16 protein-coding genes are annotated in these 21190 nt (G+C 71.9%); 7 read left to right on the top strand and 9 right to left on the bottom strand.

Annotation, left to right across the window (positions count from 1 at the left end; all coding sequences use genetic code 11):
- Positions 1 to 7 precede the first annotated feature (7 nt).
- Complete coding sequence (gene kdpF, locus ACFV9D_RS35460; RefSeq protein ID WP_385155937.1) at positions 8 to 97, bottom strand: K(+)-transporting ATPase subunit F; 90 nt, start codon at positions 95 to 97, stop codon at positions 8 to 10.
- A 639-nt stretch (positions 98 to 736) separates the two neighbouring features.
- Here kdpF and kdpB point away from each other — a divergent pair.
- The 5 genes from kdpB to ACFV9D_RS35435 all read left to right on the top strand — a co-directional run bounded on the left by kdpB (position 737) and on the right by ACFV9D_RS35435 (position 7648).
- Positions 737 to 2899 carry a potassium-transporting ATPase subunit KdpB gene (kdpB, locus tag ACFV9D_RS35455; RefSeq protein ID WP_385155916.1) on the top strand — a complete coding sequence of 721 codons (2163 nt, stop codon included), beginning with the start codon at positions 737 to 739 and terminating at the stop codon, positions 2897 to 2899.
- Between the two features lie 253 nt (positions 2900 to 3152).
- Positions 3153 to 3959 (top strand): SDR family NAD(P)-dependent oxidoreductase, encoded by an 807-nt coding sequence (locus tag ACFV9D_RS35450; RefSeq protein WP_385155913.1) that lies wholly within the window; start codon positions 3153 to 3155, stop codon positions 3957 to 3959.
- A gap of 155 nt (positions 3960 to 4114) precedes the next feature.
- Positions 4115 to 4900 (top strand): GNAT family N-acetyltransferase, encoded by a 786-nt coding sequence (locus ACFV9D_RS35445; RefSeq protein ID WP_385155910.1) that lies wholly within the window; start codon positions 4115 to 4117, stop codon positions 4898 to 4900.
- Positions 4901 to 5014: 114 nt separating this feature from the next.
- Positions 5015 to 5497: a hypothetical protein gene (locus tag ACFV9D_RS35440; RefSeq protein WP_385155907.1), complete on the top strand. Its 483-nt coding sequence runs from the start codon at positions 5015 to 5017 to the stop codon at positions 5495 to 5497.
- Between the two features lie 198 nt (positions 5498 to 5695).
- Positions 5696 to 7648 carry an amino acid transporter gene (locus tag ACFV9D_RS35435; protein ID WP_385155904.1) on the top strand — a complete coding sequence of 651 codons (1953 nt, stop codon included), beginning with the start codon at positions 5696 to 5698 and terminating at the stop codon, positions 7646 to 7648.
- Positions 7649 to 7661: 13 nt separating this feature from the next.
- Here the strand turns inward: ACFV9D_RS35435 and ACFV9D_RS35430 are convergent, their stop codons facing one another.
- The 3 genes from ACFV9D_RS35430 to ACFV9D_RS35420 form a co-directional block, all read right to left on the bottom strand.
- Entirely contained in the window at positions 7662 to 7991 is a 330-nt protein-coding gene (locus ACFV9D_RS35430; protein WP_385155901.1) for a hypothetical protein, read from the bottom strand.
- A 143-nt stretch (positions 7992 to 8134) separates the two neighbouring features.
- Entirely contained in the window at positions 8135 to 8347 is a 213-nt protein-coding gene (locus tag ACFV9D_RS35425; protein WP_385155898.1) for a hypothetical protein, read from the bottom strand.
- A 2-nt stretch (positions 8348 to 8349) separates the two neighbouring features.
- Positions 8350 to 8742 (bottom strand): carboxymuconolactone decarboxylase family protein, encoded by a 393-nt coding sequence (locus ACFV9D_RS35420; RefSeq protein WP_385155895.1) that lies wholly within the window; start codon positions 8740 to 8742, stop codon positions 8350 to 8352.
- 318 nt (positions 8743 to 9060) lie between these two features.
- On the opposite strand from ACFV9D_RS35420, the gene ACFV9D_RS35415 reads away from it, so the two are divergent.
- Both ACFV9D_RS35415 and ACFV9D_RS35410 read left to right on the top strand, forming a co-directional pair.
- Positions 9061 to 10302, top strand: a complete 1242-nt coding sequence (locus ACFV9D_RS35415; protein ID WP_385155892.1) for a globin domain-containing protein — start codon at positions 9061 to 9063, stop codon at positions 10300 to 10302.
- Positions 10303 to 10402: 100 nt separating this feature from the next.
- Complete coding sequence (locus ACFV9D_RS35410) at positions 10403 to 11518, top strand: winged helix DNA-binding domain-containing protein (RefSeq protein WP_385155889.1); 1116 nt, start codon at positions 10403 to 10405, stop codon at positions 11516 to 11518.
- Between the two features lie 126 nt (positions 11519 to 11644).
- Here ACFV9D_RS35410 and ACFV9D_RS35405 read toward each other — a convergent pair whose 3' ends face one another.
- The 5 genes from ACFV9D_RS35405 to argB all read right to left on the bottom strand — a co-directional run bounded on the left by ACFV9D_RS35405 (position 11645) and on the right by argB (position 21158).
- The gene (locus tag ACFV9D_RS35405; RefSeq protein ID WP_385155886.1) at positions 11645 to 14728 is read right to left on the bottom strand and encodes a condensation domain-containing protein; all 3084 of its coding nucleotides are present in this window, start codon (positions 14726 to 14728) and stop codon (positions 11645 to 11647) included.
- Positions 14729 to 14769: 41 nt separating this feature from the next.
- On the bottom strand, positions 14770 to 18186 hold the full coding sequence (locus tag ACFV9D_RS35400) for an amino acid adenylation domain-containing protein (protein WP_385155883.1): 3417 nt from the start codon (positions 18184 to 18186) through the stop codon (positions 14770 to 14772).
- 52 nt (positions 18187 to 18238) lie between these two features.
- Entirely contained in the window at positions 18239 to 19063 is an 825-nt protein-coding gene (locus ACFV9D_RS35395; protein ID WP_385155880.1) for an SDR family oxidoreductase, read from the bottom strand.
- 45 nt (positions 19064 to 19108) lie between these two features.
- Positions 19109 to 20203, bottom strand: coding sequence for a [LysW]-lysine hydrolase (locus tag ACFV9D_RS35390; protein ID WP_385155877.1), 1095 nt, complete (start codon positions 20201 to 20203; stop codon positions 19109 to 19111).
- 118 nt (positions 20204 to 20321) lie between these two features.
- A complete protein-coding gene (gene argB, locus ACFV9D_RS35385; RefSeq protein ID WP_385155874.1) occupies positions 20322 to 21158 on the bottom strand; it encodes an acetylglutamate kinase in 837 nt (278 codons plus the stop codon).
- Between the last annotated feature and the right edge of the window lie 32 nt (positions 21159 to 21190).

The following is a 21190-nucleotide window of genomic DNA, read 5'->3' as shown; positions in this document are numbered from 1 at the left end:
TCGGGGTTCAGAACTTCTCCGGGCGGATGAGTGCGGCCACCAGATAGCCGACGATGCTCAGGGCGACGACGAGACCGACGACGTTCTCGACGCTCATGGACGATCAACTCCCCTTGGAATACGAGCGGATGCGGCGGCGCGGTGGCCGTGCCCCACGAAAGCGGGCGCGGAACGGCCACTCCCCCACCTTGATGTCGCCCTGTCGCGCGGGCGGGAGATTCTGGCGATGCCTTGACGCGTCCTGTACGGGCGGTTCACAAGCCCGGAGGAATTGCCGCGGGCCGGGACCGCCACGCTCCGACCCGTCGACGAGCTTCGTGGGCACTGTCCTGACGCTCTCCTGACGCTTCATCAATCCGCTTTGACGGCTCCTTGACGACACGATGCGACGCCTCGTCAGAGGCTCGTCAAAGCGGTGGTCTCCCTGCCGTCATCCGGCCGTCGAGCGTCTAGATTCGCCTTCGGTCGCTCACCGGACCGTGGACGTCAGTGGCCTGACCGTTCACGGCCCGCGAGGGCGCGGACCGCCCCTCCCATCCGGCGTCCGCGCCCTCGCACCGCGATCGCGCTGTCCGTCCACAGCCGCGCTCGTGGGCGCCGGGACACATGTCCCGCGCACCGACGGGCCGTGGGGCGGCGGCCCTCCCCCTGGGACTTCGTCCCGGGAGGTGCCCCCAGCCGTTCCTCCTCCGGCCTCCGCCGTGCGGACGGCCGGGCTTCCCAGAAGGTCTCCGCGATGCATTCCGCCGCGCCCCGACAGGCCCCCTCGCCTGCCGCACCGCCCGCTCCGCCCCGCCACCCGGCCCCCCGATTCCGGCGCCACCGCCGACGGTCGGTGCAGGGCGGCCTGCTCGACCCGGTGCAGATGGTGAAGTCCTTCCCGGACGCGCTGCGCAAGCTGCATCCCCGCGCGCTCGTCCGAAAACCGGTGCTGTTCGTGGTGGGCGTCGGCTCGTTGCTCACCACGCTCTCCGCCCTGCTCGACCCGTCCGTGTTCACCTGGACCATCAGCGTCTGGCTCTGGCTGACCGTGGTCTTCGCGAACCTCGCGGAGGCCGTCGCCGAGGGCCGGGGCCGCGCGCAGGCCGAGTCGCTGCGCAGGGCGCGTACGGACACGGTCGCTCTACGCCTGCGCCACTGGCGGTACGGCGTGGATGTCGACCGGGCCGCGACGGAGGCCGTCGCGGCGACCGACCTGAGGCAGTTCGACTTCGTGCTCGTCGAGGCCGGCGAGCTGATCCCGGCGGACGGCGACGTCGTCGACGGGATCGCCTCCGTCGACGAGTCCGCGGTGACCGGCGAGTCCGCGCCGGTGATCCGTGAGGCGGGCGGCGACCGCTCCGGAGTCACGGGCGGAACAACGGTCCTGTCCGACCGGATCGTCGTACGGGTCACCTCTCGGCCCGGTCACTCCTTCATGGACCGGATGATCGCCCTGATCGAGGGCGCGCAACGCCAGAAGACCCCGAACGAGATCGCCCTCAACATCCTGCTCGCCGCCCTGACCGTCGTCTTCGTCCTGGTCGTCGTCGCCCTCGAGCCGATGGCCGGGTTCGCCGGCGCCGCCCCGTCGACGACCGTGCTCGTCGCGCTGCTCGTCACCCTCATCCCCACGACGATCGGAGCGCTGCTCTCGGCGATCGGCATCGCCGGGATGGACCGGCTCGTGCAGCGCAACGTCCTCGCCATGTCCGGCCGGGCCGTCGAGGCGGCCGGTGACGTGAACACCCTGCTCCTCGACAAGACCGGCACCATCACCCTCGGCAACCGCGAGGCCGCCGTCTTCATCCCGCTCCCCGGAGTGGAGGAACCGCTCCTCGCCGACGCCGCCCAGCTCTCCTCGCTCGCCGACGAGACCCCCGAGGGCCGATCGGTGATCGCCCTCGCGACGAAGCAGTACGGGCTGAGCGCCCCGGCCGAGGGCGAGTTGGCGAACCCCCGGTTCGTGGAGTTCAGCGCGCAGACCCGGATGAGCGGCATCGACCTGCGCTGGGACGGCGGCGCCTGCCACATCCGCAAGGGAGCCACGGCGCAGGTCGTCGCCTGGGTGGAGATGTACGGGGGTACGGTGCCGGCCGAGGCCCGCACCTGGTCCGACGCGATCGCGGACGCGGGTGGTACGCCGCTGCTCGTCGCCGTCCACGACGCGGACGGCCCCCGGGTCCTCGGCATCGTCCATCTCAAGGACGTGGTGAAGGAGGGGATCCGGGAGCGGTTCGCCGAGCTGCGCCGCATGGGCATCCGAACGGTCATGGTGACCGGCGACAACCCGCTGACCGCGCGGGCGATCGCTCAGGAGGCGGGCGTCGACGACTTCCTCGCCGAGGCCACTCCCGAGGACAAGCTCGCCCTCATCACACGCGAGCAGGAAGGCGGCAAGCTGGTCGCGATGACGGGCGACGGCACCAACGACGCGCCCGCCCTCGCCCAGGCCGATGTGGGCGTCGCGATGAACACGGGCACCTCGGCCGCGAAGGAGGCCGGCAACATGGTCGACCTCGACTCCAATCCGACCAAGCTCATCGAGATCGTCGAGATCGGCAAGCAACTCCTCATCACACGCGGCGCGTTGACGACCTTCTCGATCACGAACGACGTGGCGAAGTACTTCGCGATCATCCCGGCGATGTTCACGGGCGCGTATCCGGGGCTCGAAGCGCTGAACATCATGGGACTGCACAGCCCGACCTCGGCCATCACCTCGGCGATCATCTTCAACGCCCTGATCATCGTCGCCCTGATCCCCCTGGCGCTGCGCGGCGTGCGCTACACCCCGGCGTCCGCGCACGACCTGCTGCGCCGCAACCTGACCGTGTACGGGCTCGGGGGCCTCGTCCTGCCGTTCGTCGGCATCAAGCTGATCGACCTCCTCGTCTCCACGGTCCCCGGCCTGGGGTGAACATCCGTCAGGGCGGCGTCAGAGAAAGCCCGCCGAGCTTGTCCGCGAATGCGGGGCGGGGTTCGATGGACGACATGAACAGCGCGTGGCTCCTGCTCGACCGGCCGCCTCATCAGGCGATGCCGTGTCGCGCGCCCCGCTGTCCGGAGCCGTCCGCCTCGCGCTGACGTGCACTCCGCCGTCCTCGGGGCGCCGTGACCGTACCGGTCCGGCGCCCCTTTCACGTACCACTTCACCTCTCCCTGGACGAACCATGTCTTCTTCCCTGTCCGGACGCACCGTTCTCGTCACCGGAGCGACGACCGGCATCGGCCACCAGACCGCGCGGTTGCTCGCCGAGCGCGGCGCCACGGTCCTGCTGCACGGCCGCACCACCGAGGAAGCGCACGCCGCCGTCGACCGGCTCGTCACCCTGCCCGACGTGCCCGCCGACCGGCTCTGCGCGCACGGGGCGGACTTCTCCCGGCTCGAGGAGGTCGAGCAGCTGGCCGCCCGGGTCCTGGCGGAGCACCCGCACCTCGACGTGCTGGTGAACAACGCGGGCATGGCGGCCCCGGAGCGGCACACCGTCTCCGCCGACGGCAACGAGATCGCCTTCCAGGTCAACTTCCTCGCCCACTACCTCCTCACCGACCTGCTCGAACCCGCCCTGACCAGCGGGCAGGGAGGTCGGGTCGTCAACGTCTCCTCCGCGCTCCACCGGACCGGCTCGATCCAGTGGAGCGACCCCAACCGCACCCGTCGTTACTCCCGGCTCGCCGCCTACGCCCAGTCCCAGCTGGCACTCACGGTCTTCGCCGCCGACCCGCGCGTCACGGCCGTCTCCGTCCACCCCGGCATCTGCGCCACCAGCCTCCTGCCGTTGTACGCCCACGAGGGCGTCGCCCCGGCCGAGGGCGCGGCCCATCTCGTACGGCTCTGCGACCCGGCCGTCGAGATCGTCAACGGCGCCTACTACGACCGCGACCAGCGCGTCGCCCCCGCCCCTGCCGCCCTGGAGAAGCGCACGGTCAGGCGCCTCACCAAGCTCGCCGACCTCCTCGTCGGCCACAGCGCCTGAAAGGAACCGCACCACTCATGTCCAAGCGCGCACGCAAGAAGAAGGCCCGCCGCAAGAAGAAGGCGAACCACGGCCGCAAGGCCGGCCAGCGCTGACCCACTGGGGGGGGCGGCCCGAGCCCCGGGCCGCCCCCCTTCCCCTTCCCGGAGGTTCCTGTGATCCCGCACCCCGCCCAGCAGCCGCCGGCCGCCGCCCGTGCCTTCCCCTCCGGCGCGCCCGGCACCGCGACCCTCGCCGAGCACGTACTCGCCACCGGCCACGGCACGTGGTGGACCGACCGCGCGGAACGCCCCCGCGTGGTCGCGGTCACGTGCGGCGACCACGCCCTCGTGGCCGGCGACCCCACCGCCCTCATTCCGGCCGCGCTCGCCCCGCTGGCAGGTCACTGTGTCGAGGCCCCGGACCGCTTCCTGCCGCTCCTCGGCGCCGCGTTCGATCGCCTCCACCCCTGGGACCGCATGCTCTACATCCACCGTGCGGCCGGGGTACCGCCGCGTGTACCGCGCGGGGTGACGGTGCGCCGGCTCCGCCCCGAGGACGGCCCGGCCATCGCCGCGGCCGACCCCGCGATGGCGTGGATCCACGCCACCTGGGATGGTCCCGCGGCCCTCGCCGACTCGGGGCACGGCTGGGCGGCATTCCGTAAGAGCCGTGTGCTCGCCGTGGCCTGCTCGCGCTTCGCCGGGACCCGGTACGAGGACGTGGCCTGCGCCACCGACCCCGGTGAGCGGCGACAGCATCTCGCCCTCGCCTGCGTCCAGGGCCTGACCTCCGACATCGCCGCCCGCGGCCGGACCGCCACCTGGAGTTGTTCCCGCGACAACCGCGCAAGCCGACTGATCGCCTGGACGGCCGGCTTCCGCCTGGTCCGCGAGTACGTCCATCACACGACCGGACCCGTCGGCGTCAGCAGCGCGTCAAATCTGCGGGCGGCGGCGTAAACACCCCGTTGCCACTCCGATGCCCGGACGGGCGGAGAGCCTAGCGTCGGTGTCATGCAGCCGTCCTGTACTCCGCGACCCCCGACGGGAGCGCCCCACGACACCCTGTACGACGTGGGATGGCCCGGGGAGGCCCGGTACGCGATCGGGTGCGCCGCCCTCCTGCTCGGGGCATCGCTGCTCATCGACGCGGGCGCGCACGGCCTGACCCTGCTTCGTACGGCAGGGTGGATCACCCTGGCGGCAGCCCTGCTGGTGATCCTGCTGCCCGTGCGGGTCAGCGCCGGACCGGGCCGCCTCACGGTCCAGGGACTGTGGGTCACCAGGACGGTAAGGACCGACCGGCTCACGGCGGTCGACTGGCCGGTCGGCATCGCACAACGCGTGGTCCTGACGGACACGGACGGCGTACGGGCCGAGGTCGACCTGCGCGTCCTCGTCTCGAACCCGGCGCTGTGGCTTCGACTCGAAGCCGACGCACGGATCGCCCGGGAGCGCGGCACCCTGGACCGCGGAACCGCCGGACTCGCTCGACTCACCCAGCACATCGAGACAGAGACGACCCGCTCCGTCTTCAAGGTGTCCGGCCTGGACTAGTACGCGCCGGGCGACGTGGTCGTCCGGCAGTGGCCCAGGAGCGCCGCGCCCGGTGTGACGCACTCGACGGCCAGGAGGGGGATCTTGACGCTTTCCTGACGCGTGACCCCGGGCTGGTGACCCGCCCTCTGCTTAGGCTTGCTCGGCTGTCCGCATGACGGCCGAAAGCAGACCCCTACCAGCACCGAGGGACACCCGATGGCGACCACGACCACAACGCGCACCAGCCGACTGCGCGCGTGGATGCTGGAGGGTCTTTCCGACATGGGCAAGGGCCGGCCGTCCGTCCCGAAGCCGGAGCTGGAGCCCGTGCACAAGGGGCAGCGCTGGTGGCGGGTGATGTGTCTGACCGGTGTCGACTACTTCTCCACCCTCGGCTACCAGCCCGGTATCGCGGCCCTGGCCGCCGGGCTGCTCTCCCCCGTGGCGACGATCGTGCTGGTGATCGTGACGCTGGCGGGTGCGCTGCCGGTGTACCGGCGGGTGGCCGAGGAGAGCCCGCGCGGCGAGGGCTCGATCGCGATGCTGTCGCGGCTGCTGTCCTTCTGGAAGGGCAAGCTGTTCGTCCTGACCCTGCTGGGCTTCGCGGCGACCGACTTCCTGATCACCATCACCCTGTCGGCCGCCGACGCCTCCACCCACCTGGTGGAGAACCCTCATCTGGAATCGGCCCTGCACGACAAGCAGGTCCTGATCACCATGGTCCTGATCGCGCTCCTCGGCGCGGTGTTCCTCAAGGGCTTCCTGGAGGCGATCGGCGTCGCCGTCGCCCTCGTCGCCGTCTACCTCGCGCTCAACGCGGTCGTCGTCGTGACCGGCCTGTGGCACGTCGCGACCGAGGGCCACGTGGTCACGGACTGGACCGCCGCCCTCACGACCGAGCACGGCAACGTCTTCGCCATGATCGGTGTCGCCCTGCTCGTCTTCCCGAAGCTCGCGCTCGGCCTGTCCGGGTTCGAGACCGGCGTGGCGGTCATGCCGCACGTCGAGGGCGAGCCGGGCGACACGGAGGAGAAGCCCGCCGGACGCATTCGGGGCACGAAGAAGCTGCTCACGACCGCTGCGCTGATCATGAGCGTCTTCCTGATCACCACCAGCTTCATCACCACCGTCCTCATCCCCCACGAGGAGTTCGAGCCCGGCGGTGACGCCAACGGCCGCGCGCTCGCCTACCTCGCGCACGAGTACCTCGGCAACACCTTCGGCACCGTCTACGACGTCTCGACCATCCTCATCCTTTGGTTCGCGGGCGCCTCCGCGATGGCGGGTCTGCTCAACCTCATGCCCCGCTACCTGCCGAAGTACGGCATGGCCCCGCACTGGGCCCGTGCCGTGCGACCCATGGTCATCGTCTTCACCCTGGTCGGGTTCCTGGTGACGTGGATCTTCGACGCCGACGTGGACGCGCAGGGCGGGGCGTACGCGACCGGTGTCCTGGTCCTGATCTGCTCGGCGGCCATCGCGGTGACGATCGCGGCGCGCAAGGCCGGCCAGCGCGGCTGGACCATCGGCTTCGGCGTCATCTCTGTCGTGTTCCTCTACACGACCGTCGTGAACGTCATCGAGCGTCCCGACGGTGTGAAGATCGGTGCCTGCTTCATCGCCGGCATCATCCTGATCTCGCTCCTCTCCCGGCTCGGCCGCGCGTTCGAGCTGCGCGTCACGCATGTCGAACTCGACGACATGGCGGAGCGGTTCATCCGCGACATCTCCCACCGCACGCCTCGGTTCATCGCGAACGAGCCGGACCAGCGGGACGTCGCCGAATACCGCGAGAAGATCGAGCAGATCCGCACCGACAACGACTTGCCGACCACCGAGGACTTCGTCTTCATCGAGGTCACGGTCACCGATCCCTCCGAGTTCGAGGCCGGTCTGACCGTCCGCGGCGAGGTCATGCACGACCGCTACCGCGTGCTGACCGTCGAGTCCTCCTCCGTCCCCAACGCGTTGGCCGCCCTGCTCCTCTACGCCCGCGACACCACCGGCACCCGCCCCCACGTCTACTTCGAGTGGACCGAGGGCAACCCGTTCGCCAACTTCCTCCGCTTCTTCCTCCTCGGCCAGGGCGAGGTCGCCCCCGTCACCCGCGAGGTGCTGCGGGAGGCGGAGCCCGACCGGGACCGCCGCCCCCGCGTCCACGTCGGCTGAGTCCGGGGCCCCGTCACGGCGCGTGTCCTCCTACGACAGCGGGCGGGCACCGCGCAGGAACTGTTCGGCCGCGGTCTCCAACGCTCAACAGCGCGAACGGCGCTTCGGCAGCCTTGACGATCGCGGTCGCACCCGGCCGGTGCTTGCTGGTGTACATCAGCTCCAGCAGGGCCGGGTTCTCGGTGGCGAAGCGGGTGTAGGCCGTCATGGCGGCCCGTGCGCGCGCATGGAAGTCGTCCGCGCCCGCCAGAGCGGTGCGCAGTACCGAGTCCAGCTGGGCGAACCCGCCCTCGGCCAGGGCGTCGAGCAGGGCCTGGCGGTCCGGAAAGTGCCGGCGCGGCATGACTGACGCCGACCTCCCTGGCGAGATCGCGCAGCAACAACTGGTCCGCCCCCCGCTCCCGCAGACCGCGGCCGGCCGCCCGCCGACTGGCCGACCGCCTCGGGCGGGCGACGCGGCCCCGGCCATGATCCGCCGGACAGGCCCTAGGCGCCGCCAGGGCGGGGCGGGGCTTCATGCAGACGCCGCGCCTGGGTGTCGTAGTCGTCGAGGACTCGTCTGAGCTCTTCCAGCGCCTCCTCGGGGAGATCGGAGGGAGCGGACTCGGCCACGTACCGTGCGGCGGCGACCAGGGCCGCGAACTCGAGGGCGTGCGCGGTCGCGCGCAGGACGCCTGGCCGGGCCCACTCGAGTTGCATGGTCATCCCTTCGACGCCAGGTAGTCCTTGATCTGACCGAGTTCCTGAGCGAAGCCGTCGTAGTCCTCGCGAATGCCGTTGAGGTAGGCGCTCCAGCCGAGGCTGTTCTTCGCGTAGTGGACGGCTTCCTGGATCTCCTCGTCGGTGGCCCCGAACAGCTTCGCGGCCTCGGTGTGGAAGAGCGTGCAGTAACGGCACTTCGTCTCCGAGTGCAACGCGATCCCGATCAGTTCCTTGTACTTGTTCGGGATGAGCGTCTCCCCGAGCTCGATCTTCTTGAAGATCTCCCACTCGGCGTCCAGCAGGTCATCGGGGATTCGGGAGAAGAAATGCGGCACGAGACCCAACGTTTCCTTGATCTCCGCCTCGACCTCGCTCCGGCTCCGGCCCGCCATGGCGACCACTCCTCTCGGTACAGCGCAACCGATACCCCTCCTTCCACGCTAGAGCGGGGCGAAGGCCACAGCGACCGCTGCCGCCGCGGCCGGCCGCGTTGCCCTCGCGAAGGCTACTTCTGAGTCACCCAAGTGATCGGGTACCGTCCGGAGCTGCTCAGTCCGCTTCGATGCTCCCGCCCCGTCTCGAGGACCCATGCCTGCCCGTGCAATCCCCGCCCGCAGTGCCCACCTGGGGCGTCGCTCCGTCGCCGCGGCCACCCTGCGTTCCGCCCGCTTCCGACCGTCTCGAATACCGGGCGGCGGAGCTCTGGTCCCTTGAGATTCCGGATCAGACGCCCAGGCGACACGCCCGCGGTCCCGTACCCGGAGGATCCGGCACCCACCCCGGCCGAGCCCGTCGCCCCGCCAGAGGTCGCCGAGGCGCCGTTGTCGGCCCACGAGATCGAGCTGATACGCGCCTCCGTCTCGGTGGTCGAGCCACTCGCCGCAGACATGACGGTGTATTTCTACGCGATCCTCTTCACCCGCCATCCCGAGGTACGGCCGATGTTCCCGCCGGGGATGGACACCCAGCGTGGCCGCCTGTTGCGCGCGCTGCTGCGCATCGTCGATCTGGTCGACGATCCGGAGAACCTGGTCCGCTTCTGCGGACATCTCGGGCGTGACCATCGCAAATTCGGTGCGCTCCGGGCACACTTCCCCGCCGTGGGCGAATGCCTCCTCGCCTCACTGGCCCGCTACGCCGGTCCCGCCTGGACCGAGGAGATCGCCGCCGCGTGGACCAAGGCGTACGGAACCGTCGCCGACGTCATGATCAGCGCTGCCGAGCAGGACGCGGAGGAACGGCCTGCCGTCTGGCCCGCCACGATCGTGCACCTCGTCCCCCGCGGGCCCGGCATCGCCGAGGTCACCCTGCAGCCCCACCTGCCCTACGAGCATGCCGCCGGTCAGTACGCCAGTATCGAGACCCCCTGGTATCCCAAGCAGTGGCGCTATTACTCCCCCGCCAACGCACCCCGCGAGGACGGCACCCTCACCTTCCACGTACGGGCCGTGCCCGGTGGCTCGGTCAGCAACGCTCTGGTGCACCGGGCCGCGGTGGGCGACGTCGTCCACCTGGGCGCGCCGATGGGCGACATGGTGCTGGACGCCGCCATCCACAGCGACTTGCTGTGCGTGGCCGGCGGTACCGGCCTCGCCCCCATCCGCGCGCTCATCGAAGAGGTCGCTCGACGCGGCGGCCGGCACGAGGTGAACCTCTTCCTCGGCGCCCGCACCGGTGCCGAGCTGTACGGGGTGGACGACATGCTGCGCATGGCCCAGCGGCATCACTGGCTGACGGTCAGGGGTGCGGTCTCCGACGAGTACATCCCCGGGATCCGGGGGTCCCTGCCGGAGGTCCTGGCCGAGTACGGACCGTGGTACCAGCACGACGTCTTCCTCAGTGGTCCGGCCCCGATGGTCACGTCAGCCAGGCAGACCCTCACGGACGGCGGCACGTCGCCGGACCGCATCCATCACGACCCGTTCGACACCCCCGTCCTGGCCACCCCCTGAGGCGGCGGGACTCCAGCCGTTCTCCAGCGGATGGGACGCGTTCCGGCATGGCCTTCGGGCAGGATGGCAGGCGATCTGCGACCTATACCGAGGAGCGCTCATGCAGGTGACTCAGGACCAGGTACTCGCCTGGCGGCTGCGGCAGCAGAGCCTTGCCCCGCGGCGGACGTCTTCTGTCGCGCGGCTGGTGCGGGAGCTCGCGGGGGTGCAGGCACAGGTGGCCTCGTCCGCGGAGCTCGCCCTCGCCACCCGGCAGCTGAAACCGAAGGCCGACGCCGTGGAGAAGGCGCTCGACACGCGCGAGGTGGTCAAGACCTGGGTCATGCGGGGCACGCTGCATCTCGTGGCGGCCGAGCACATGGCGGCCTATCTGTCGCTGATGGCGGCGGCACGGACCTGGGAGAAGCCCGCCTGGCAGCGGACGTTCGGGGTCACGCCGACGCAGATGACGGCCCTCGGCGAGGCCGTCGACGACATCCTCGCCGGCCGGACTCTCACCCGCCAGGAGCTCACCGATGCCCTGGTCGCCCAGGGCAGGTTCGCCTCCCTCGAGGCGCAGCTGACGTCCGGCTGGGGGACGGTGCTCAAGCCGCTGGCCTGGACGGGGAAGCTGTGTCACGGCCCGAACCAGGGCAACCGCATCACCTTCGCCTCGCCGCGCGACCGGGTGCCTGGCTGGTCCGGGACGATCGAGCCGGAGGAGGCGGCCCGCACCGTGATCCCCGCGTACCTGGGGGCGCACGGGCCGGCGACACCGGAGACCTTCGATGCCTGGCTGACGCGCAACGCGCACCGCAAGGCCGCGGTGCGCGGCTGGTTCGCCTCGCTCGGCGAGGAGCTGGCGAAGGTGGAGGTGGACGGGACGGCGTGCTACATGCGTGCCGAGGACGTGGACGCGCTGGCGGCGGCCAAGCCGTCGAAGGACGTACGGCTGCTGGCCGGGTTCGACCAGTACGTGCTGGGGCCGGGCACCTCCGACACGCGCATTCTGCGGGCGGAGCGGCGCAAGGCGGTGAGCCGTACGTCCGGCTGGATCACGCCCGTCGTGGTGTACCAGGGACGGGTCGCCGGGGTGTGGGAGATCACCGACGGGGCCGTGGACGTGCAGTTGTTCTCCGAGAGCCCCAAGGTGCCGAAGGATGCGCTCGAGGCCGAGATCGGGCACCTGGAGGCGTGCAACGGCCGGTCGTACGCGATGTCGGTACGGACGGTCTGAAGCTCGCCCCGGAGTGAACGGCGGCGGGGAGGACGCGGGATCGCCGCTTCCTCCCCGCCGCCGTTTTCGGGTCCTCCGGCGGCCCCAGCGCGGTGACGCGGGGCCGCCCGTCTCGGACCTGGGCGGTCAGCGGGCCAGGGGTCGGCCCGGCATGAAGGCCGACAGCGGGGTGCTGCCGCCGTCCTCGGCCGTCGCCTGCCGCAGCACTGTCAGGACGTCCTCGATGCGTGCGAGTCCCGTCTCTCGGTGCCACAGACCGGTGTTGAGTTCGAGGGCCACGCTCAGGCGGTCGGGCCGGGCCTGGCCGTGGAAGGACATCTCGTAGCGGGCGGTGCCGTGCGAGACGAGTTCGTACTCCGCCGTGATGTCCGGCAGGTCCAGCGGCATCCACATGGCCAGCTGGAGTTCGCAGGTGACCTGGAACAGGGGCTGCCGGCTTCCCGATCGTTCCGGCCGCAGGGCGTCCACCATGTCGGCGATGGGGAGCCGCTGGTGGTCGTACGCGTCGAGGAGCTGGTCGCTGACGCGTCGCTGGAAGTCGGCGAACGACGGGTCTCCCGAGCAGTCGACGCGCAAGGGCAGCACGTTGAGGAAGCAGCCCATGAGCCGGTCGGCGCCGGGCTGGGTGCGGTTCTCGCAGGGGACGCCGATCACGATGTCGTTCTCGCCGCTGAGCCGGTGCAGCACGGTGAGGACGGCGGTGAGGAACACCGTGAAGACCGTGGTCTGCCGGTTCCTGGCCGCTTCCGACATGCCGGAGAACAGTTCCCCGGGTGCCCAGCCCTGGAGGAACTCCCCCACCTGACCGATGTCCACAGTCCGCGGCCGGTCGGTGTCGAGGTGCAGTTCGCGGGCTCCGGTCAGCCGCCGCACCCAGTAGCGGCGCAGGCGTTCGCCCTCCGGTCCGGCGAGCATGGCGCGCTCGTCCGCGACGAGGTCGGCGATCCCGGTGGTGAGCGGCGGCAGCCGGTGGGCGCGTCCTTCGACGCGGGCCCGGTAGAACTCGGACAGCTCCTGCATGAACAGCGTCATCGACACCTCGTCGGTGACAAGGTGGTGGAACAGCAGGTGCAGTACGTGCTCCTCCTCGCCCAGCCGGACCAGGCGGACCTGCAGCAGCGGGCCGCGCTCCAGGTCGAGGGGGGTGTGGGCGGTCTCCTCGCGCAGCCGGGCGGCTTCCCGGGCACGTTCCTCCTGCGATTCCGTTCCGGACAGGTCGATCAGCGGGACGGGCACGTCCAGCTGCGGCACGATGCGCTGGCGGGGTTCGGCGTCGACCTCGACGAAGGTGCTGCGCAGGGCCTCCTGCCGGGCCACGACGTCCGCGACCGCTCCTTGGAGCGCGGCGGTGTCGAGCGGGCCGTGCAGGGTGAGGAGCATCGGCACGGTGTGGGTGAGTGTTCCGGGGTTCTTCTGCTCGGACAGCCAGATCTGGAGCTGGGAGGCGGCGAGCGGGACGAGCCGCTCGGTGTCGGCGACGGGAGGCTGTGGGGCAGCCGTCCGGGCGTCGTCCGGTGCGGGCTCCGTGTCGGCCAGGCTGTCGGTCAACTGGGCGACGCTGCGGACGAGTTCGTCGATCTCCGGGTACATGCGCTGGATCTCGGCGGTCAGCAGCGCGGGTGTGGGGTTCTCGAAGAGGGTGCGCAGGGGCAGTCGTATCGCGAAGGTCTCGCCGATCCGGCCGACGAGCTTCGCGGACAGCATGGAGTGTCCGCCCATGACGAAGAAGTCGTCGTCCGGGCCGACGTCCGGCACGTCCAGCTCCTGCGCCCAGACCTCGCGGATCAGGGAGAGCAGCACGGAGTCGGCCTCCGGCACCCGGCCGGTCTCCTCCTCGTCCCGGTGAGTGTCGTCCTCGTCGGGGAGTTCGACGGCGGTGACGGGGAGGGCGGAGAGCCGAAGGCCGGGGTCCTCGGACCAGGCGCGCAGCACGGCCGCGTACTCGGTGAAGAGGAGGGCGATCTCGTCCGCGGTGAACAGCTCGGTGTCGTACTCGACCCAGGCGCGCAGCCGGCCGGGGCCCAGATCGATCTCGGTGATGGTGTCGAGTCGGCCGCGGGTGCGGTCCACCTCGAAGGGCTCGGCGGCCGCGGCACCGAAGCGTGGCGTGGACACAGGGGAGATGCGGGGCAGGAAGAGGTGCTGGAGGAGGGCGTTGCGGCTGTCGGAGCGGCCGCCGCCGGGGAGTACGGTCTCGACGATCCGGCCGAGGCTGATCCGGCCGTTGCCGGCCGCGGCGGAGACGGCACGGCCGGTGCGGCCGATGAGCTCCTCGAAGCCGGGGTCCGCGGAGGCGTCCAGACGGACGGGTACGGTGTTGGCGAACTGGCCGACGACCTGCTCGAGTTCGGGCAGGTCCCGGCCCGGGACCATGGTGCCGAGGAGGAAGTCGTCGCGGCCGGTGCGGCGGGCGACGAGCCCGGCGAAGGCGGCGAGCGCCGTGACGTAGCCGGAGGTACGGTGCCTCCTGGCGAGGGCGAGCAGCCGGTCGGCGAGGTCGTCGCCGAGGTGGAACTCCACACGGGCGCCCGTGGTGCCCTTCCGCGCGGGTCGTGGGCGGCCCGCACGCAGGTCGAGGACGTCCGGCACGTTCAGCAGGGTCTGCTGCCAGTGGGCCAGCTCCGCGCTCTCGACCGTGTCGCGGGTGTCGCGCTCCCAGACGGCGAAGTCGCCGAACTGCAGGGCGGGTTCGGGGACGGCGGAGATCCGCCCCTCGGTGAACGCCTCGTAGTCGCGGACGATCTCGTCGAGGACGAGAGCGGCGGAGGCGGCGTCGCACACCACGTGGTGGCAGGCGAGGACGAACACCGACGTCCCGTCGTCGGCGTCGATGAGCATGGCTCGCAGCAGCGGGCCCTCGGCGAGGTCGACGGGCCGCTCCACGAAGTCGGTGGCCGCGGCCCGCGTGGCCTCCTCCCGGTGCTCGGGCGGGATGCCGAGCACACTGGCGAACGTCAGCGGGGCCTTGTCGGGCGGAGGCAGCACCCGCATCACCGGAATGCCGTCCGACGCGGGGACCACCGTGCGCAGCGCCTCGTGGCGCGCGACGGCGGCGAGCAGCGCCCGGCCCAGCGCCTCGCGGTCGACGGGGCCGGTCAGCCGCAGCCCGCCGGACTCGGTGTAGAGCGTCCGGCCCGCCTCCATGGTCTCGGCGAACCAGAGCTGGGCCTGGACAGGGGTGAGCGGCAACTGCTCGTGTACGGGGTGCATCTCGGGGGTTCTCCTTGGTCCGTGGTCGTGTGGTCCGGGACTCACTCGTCGTCGAGCGCGGCGAGCATCGCGTCGATCTCGGCCTCGCTCATCCCGGCGAGGGCGGTCTCGCTGTCCGCGGCCAGTCCGGCGCCCGCCGCGTAGGAGCCGATGCCCGTGTCGATCTCGGTGGCCATCTCGCGCAGGCCTGGGTGCTGGAAGAGACCGGCGATGGGCACCTCGCGGCCGAGCCGTTCGCGGATGCGGGAGACCAGCTGAACGACCATCAGGGAGTGCCCGCCGATGTGGAAGAAGTCGTCGTCCAGGCCGACTTGGGGTACACCGAGGAGTTCCTGCCAGATGGCGGCGAGCGCCTTCTCGGTGTCGGTCTCCGGCGGCACATGGACCCGGGCCCGGGCGTCGGGGCCGGCTCCGGGTTCGGGCAGGGCGCGCCGGTCGACCTTGCCGTTGCGGGTGAGGGGGATCGCGTCCAGGGTCTCGTAGACGGTGGGGACCATCCACTCGGGCAGCCCGCGGCCGAGGGCCCTGCGCAGCTCGCGGCCGGTGACCTCCGCCCCTTCGGCCGGGACGACGTAGGCGATCAGCCGCTCGCTGCCGGTGGTGTCGGCCCGGGTGACGACGACGGCGTCGACGATGTCGGGGAGCGCGAGGAGGGCCGAGCGGATCTCGCCGAGTTCGATCCGGTGGCCGCGGATCTTGACCTGGCCGTCGGCGCGTCCGAGGTAGCACAGTTCACCGCCGGGCAGCCGCCGGGCGAGGTCGCCGCTGCGGTACATCCGGGCGCCGGGTTCGGTGCCGAAGGGGTCGGGGAGCATCCGGTCGGCGGTGAGGTCGGGCCGGCCGAGGTAGCCGAGGGCCACGCCGGCCCCGCCGACGAAGAGCTCCCCCGGGACGCCGGGCGGAACGGGGTTCAGGCCCTCGTCGAGGACGTACAGAGCGAGGTCGCGCAGGGGGTCGCCGATGACCGAGTCGATCCCGGCCGCGTCGGCCGCGGTGATGCGCCGGTGGGTGACATGGACGGTGGTCTCGGTGATGCCGTACATGTTGACGAGGAGCGGCGTGCTGTCACCGTACGCGGCGAACCAGTCGGTGAGGGCGGTCGGGTCGAGGGCCTCGCCGCCGAACACCACGCACCTCAGGGCGAGTTCCGGCCTTCGCTCCAGGACGATCCGGCTGACCTGGGCGAAGGAGGACGGCGTCTGGTTGAGGACGGTGACGCGTTCCTCGGCGAGGAGTGCGGCGAACTCGTCGGCGGCGCGGGTCACCCAGTGCGGTACGACGACGAGCCGGCCGCCGTGCAGCAGGGCGCCCCACAGCTCCCAGACGGAGAAGTCGAACGCATGGGAGTGGAACATCGTCCAGACGTCGTCGGGGCCGAAGTCGAAGTGCTCCTCGGCGGAGGTGAAGAGACGCAGCGCGTTGGCGTGGCTGACGACGACGCCCTTGGGTACGCCGGTGGAGCCGGAGGTGTAGATGATGTACGCCGGTGCGCCGGAGTTCACCGCGGGGGCGGCCACGGGTGTGTCGGGGAAGGCGGCGAGGGGGTCGCCGCTCTCGTCGGGGCCTTCATCGAGCAGCAGGACGGGCGGGGCGGAGTCGGGGTAGCGGGCCGCCAGGTCGGAGGTGGTGACGACGGCGGCGCAGCTCGCGTCGGCGAACTGGACGGCGGTGCGCTCGGGCGGGTTGTCGGCGTCGACGGGGACGTACGCGGCACCGGTCTTGAGCACGCCGAGGAGGGCGGCCGGCAGGTCGGCGCACCGGTCGAGGTGGACGCCGACGTTACGGCCGGGGCCCGCGCCGAGGGCGCGCAGCGCGTGGGCGAAGCGGTTGGAGCGGCGGTCCAGGGCCGCGTAGTCCTGCTGTTCGTCCTCGAAGGTGACGGCGGTGCGGGTGGCGTACTTCGCCGCTGTGGCGGCGAACCGCTCGTGGAGGGTGGTGTCGGCGCCGGCCGGTGGGACGGCGGGCGTGCCGAGGAGTCGGACGCGTTCCTGGGCGCCGAGGAGGTCGAGGTCGGCGACGGGGGTGTCGGGGCGCCGGACGGCGTCTTCGAGCAGGCGGTGCATCCGGTCGAAGAACGATCCGAGGGTGCTGTCGTCGAACAGCTCGTCGTTGTACGGGAGATACCCGGTGACGGTGCCGTCCTCGGCCCACAGCTCGGCCATCATGTCGTAGTGCGTCGCGCCGCCGCCGAGGTCGGCGTACTCCACGGTGGTGCCCGGTATGGCCGGTGGCACGGGCGGGGCGTCGCGCAGGCTGAAGGAGGTCTGGAAGACGGGCGTGGAGCCGGGGCTGCGGCGGGTGTTGAGGGCCTGCACCAGCATCTCGAACGGCAGGTCCTGGTGGGCGAAGGCCTCGTTCGACGCCTGGGTGACCCGACGCAGCAGCTCGCGGAACGAGGGGCGGTCGCCGACCTGGACGCGGATGGGCAGCCAGTTGAGGAAGTACCCGATCATCGACTGCACTTCGGGGCGGCTGCGTCCGGCGACGGGGACGCCGACCACGATGTCGTCCTGGCGTATGTGCCGGGACAACGCGGCGAAGTAACCGGCGAGGAAGGCCTGGTGGAGGGTGGCTCCCTCGGCGCCGGCGAGGTCGCGTACGGAGCGGGTGAGGGCGGGGGCGAAGCGGACCGGGTGGAAGCGGCCGCGGGTGCGGCGCTCCGCGGTGCGGGGGCGGTCGAGGGGCAGTTCGAGGAGTTCGGGGGCGTCGGCCAGGGTGTCCCGCCAGAAGTCCAGTTCGCGCTGCAGGTTCTCGCCGGTGAGCGTCTCCCGCTGCCAGTGCGCGAAGTCCGGGTAGTGGAGGGACGGGGCGGCGGGGGCGGGGGTGCCGTCGCGCTCCGAGGCGTACAGGGCGCCGATCTCGTTGAGCAGGATGCCGAGGGACCAGTAGTCGGAGACGATGTGGTGCTGCACGATCAGCAGCAGCCACTCCTGCGCGGCGGTGCGGTAGAGGCGGACGCGCAGGAGCGGCCCGCGCTCCAGGTCGAAGGGTTCGAGGACGGCGTCGGCGGCGCGTTGTTCCGCCTGCCGGCGGGCGTCGGGGTGCTCGGTCAGGTCGTCGACGGTCATCGGGATGTGGACCTGGTCGAGCACGGTCTGCACGGGGCCCTGCGGAGTCTCGGTGAACACGGTCCGCAGCGCCTCGTGCCGCTGCGCGGTGCGCTGCAGGGCGCGGCGCAGGGCGTCGGGGTCGAGCGGCCCGTGCAGCCGAAGAGCCGTCGGCACGTGGAAGACCTCGCGGAACGGCACCAGTCGGTCCATGAACCAGAGACGTTCCTGCTCGTAGGAGAGCGCCAGCCCGGCGGCTCCGGCGGGCCGCCGCCCGATCCCCCGCTCCTGCGGCGGGCCCTCCCCGGCGCCCTCGGCGAGCAGCCGGAGGGCAAGGTCACGTCGTCGCGGATCGAGGGCGGCGAGCCGTCGCGCGACGTCGTCGTCCAGTGTCAGGGCCAGGTCTGTCATGGCGGACTCCATCGGGTGAACCGGGTCTTCGAGGTGGGTGCGGGGGCAGCGGTCAGCGGGCGGTGAAGCCGCCGTCGACGACGAGGCAGGTTCCGGTGACGCCGCCGGCGGTGTCGGCGGCGAGCCAGAGGACGGCTTCGGACACCTCCCGGGCGGTGACCAGGCGGCGCAGTGCGTGGTACGAGGCGGAGCTGCGCTCGTAGTCCTCCAGCGAGCTGCCGATGGACGCGGCGACGGCCGCGGTGCTCTCCGTACGCAGCGCCGGGTCGGCCTCGACGGTGGTCGGGCAGACGGCGTTGACGCGGATACCGAGCCGTCCGTACTCCAGGGCCAGTGCCTTGGTCAGGCCGACGACCGCGTGCTTGGAGGCGACGTAGCTGGAGAACATCTCGAAGGCGACGAGCCCTCCGGTGGAGGCGGTGTTCACGATGGCGCCGCTGCGCCGCTCGGCCATGTGCGGGAGCACGGCGCGGGCGCAGCGCCAGGTGCCGTTGAGGTTGACGTCGATGACGAGCTGCCAGTCCTCCTCGGAGAGTTCGTGCGACATGACGCCGCCGGGGGCGAGCAGTCCGGCGTTGTTGACGAGGACGTCGATGGATCCGAACTCGTCGATTCCGGCGGCCACGGCCGCGTCGACCTGTGTCTGGTCCCGGACGTCGGCGACCGCGGTGACCACCCGGCTGCCGAGGCGGCGGCAGTCGCGCGCCGTCTCCTCCAGAAGCTTGCGGCCCGGCATCGCGTACGGCCCTCCGCTCTCGCGGCCGAGGTCGACGAGCACCAGGTCCGCCCCCTCCTCGGCGAACAGCAGGGCGTGCGAGCGGCCCAGGGCACGGGCCGCACCGGTGATCATGACGGTCTTGTTGTCGGCTCGCCCCATGGCGACGCGCTCCTTCGCATTCGGTCCGCTCGGCGTGGATGTCCGCTAGGCGTGGATGAGGGTGGTGGCCGGTGTGCGGCGCAGTACGCCGGCCAGATCGGTCAGTGCCCGGGTCAGGACGGCGACGGACCGGTGGAGGTCGCCGAGGTCGATGTGTTCGTCGTCGGTGTGGTCGAGGTGGGCGTCGCCCGGGCCGTAGGCGACCATCGGGACCGGCCACTGGTGTTCGATGACGTTCATGTCCGAGGTGCCGGCCTTCAGACGCAGCACCGGGCGTCCGCCGTGCAGCCGGATCGCGTTGCGCAGGGCGCGGGCCACCGGGTCGGAGACGCCACGGCGTACGGCCGGGACGCGTTCGTCCAGGCGCGCCGCGGCGTGCACGGCCGTGTCGTCGACGAACCGCTGGAAGTCGTCGAAGTCGAACCCGGCCGGTACCCGGCAGGTGATGGACGCGGCGGCGTCCCGGATGTCGCCGTCGAGCCGCACCAGCGTGGCGGCGGCCGCGTCGAAGGACACGCCCTCGTGCGGGCCGGAGGCCCGGCGCATGTAGGCGTCGACCCCCCGCCAGAACGCGGCGGCCGCCTCGACGGCGGTCTCCTCGGGGCTGGAGGTGTGCATGGGCGGGCGGCTGACCTCGTACTCGACGCCGACCCGGCCCTTGTAGCCGAGGCACACCCCGTCCCAGCCGCTGGGCTCGCCGATGACGACGGCGTCGGGCGCGGGCAGGGTACGCAGGAGGTGCCGCGCGCCCCGTGAGCCGGGCACCTCCTCACCGACGGCGCCCGCCACGATGACCCGCAGCCGCGGCTCCGCGGCTGCGGCGCGGACGGCGGCGCAGGTCATGGCGGCGAGCGGTCCCTTGGCGTCGACCGTGCCGCGGCCGTAGAGCAGATCACCGACCTGGCAGACCGCGATGTCGCCGGGGACGGTGTCGATGTGTCCGAGGAGCAGCACGGTGGGCCCGTCGGCGGCGCCGATCTCCCCGACGGCATTGCCGACGGCGTCGACCCTGGCCCGCATGCCGAGCCGTTCCATCTGCCCGACCAGGTACGCGGAGGCCCGCTGCTCCCGTCCGGAGACGGACGGAATCCCCACGAGTCCGCGCAGCAGCCGCGCCGGATAGTCGTCGCCCCCGTTCACGCGGTCCCCCTCCTCTCATGGCCTCCCGGGCCCCGGCGCGGTACGCGCGGGCGGGTCCGCGGCGCGCGGGCGGCGTGGTCCGCGCCGTGGGTGACGGGGACGCAGGGCTCGGGGGTGGTCACGCGGGTCTCCGGTAGGTGGTGACGGGGAGGCGCAGGCGGGTGCCGGCGTGGGAGTGCAGCGCCGCGCGGACGGGAGCCGGGCCGTGGCCGGGGGCGACGGCGACCAGGTCCACGCCGCCGGCCAGTGCGTCCGCCGCGGCGCGCAGTTTGTGGCGCATCCGGCCGCGTACGGACGGCGGGAGTTCCACGGCCGGGCCCACCTCCAGGTCGGGGAGCACGGTGTCGGGGCTGTCGGGGTCGCCCAGGACGCCGGGGGCGCGGGTGAGCAGGACGAGGGCGGTGGCGTCCAGGGCGGTGGCGACGGCGGCCGCGGCGCGGTCGGCGTCGACGTTGAGCAGCGTGCCGTCCTCGGTCGCGGCGGGCGGTGACAGCACCGGCAGTTCGCCCGTGGCGAGCAGGGTGCGCAGCAGGCCGGGGTCGACGCGGTCGACGCGGCCGCTGAGGTCGTCGCGGACGATCCGCACCCGGCCGCCGCCGTCGTACACGCGCAGCGCGGTCTTGCGTACCGCGGTCAGCGTGCCGCCGTCCGCGCCGGACAGCCCGGTGGCGGCGATGCCGCGTCGGCGCAGTCCGCTCAGCAGAGCGGGCTTCACCCGCCCGAGCAGGGCCATGGTCAGCGCGTCGAGCGCCGCCGCGTCGGTGCGCCGGGCGCTGGTGCCGTCGGCGGACCGCAGGTGTTCCACGGTGCGGCCGAGCTGACCGCTCAGCCGGTCGGCCTCCGCTCCGCCGCCGTGGACGAGCACGACACGCGTGCCCTGCGCGGTGAGCGCGGCGATGTCGTCGAGGACGGCGTCCCTGTCGATGTCACTGCCCAGTTTCACTACGAGTGTCATCCTGTCCCTCCCTTCACATGGAGTGGTTCACG

The sequence above is a fragment of the Streptomyces sp. NPDC059875 genome (assembly GCF_042731085.1).
Classification (GTDB): Bacteria; Actinomycetota; Actinomycetes; order Streptomycetales; family Streptomycetaceae; genus Streptomyces.
This window is presented reverse-complemented; position numbering and strand designations above follow the sequence as displayed.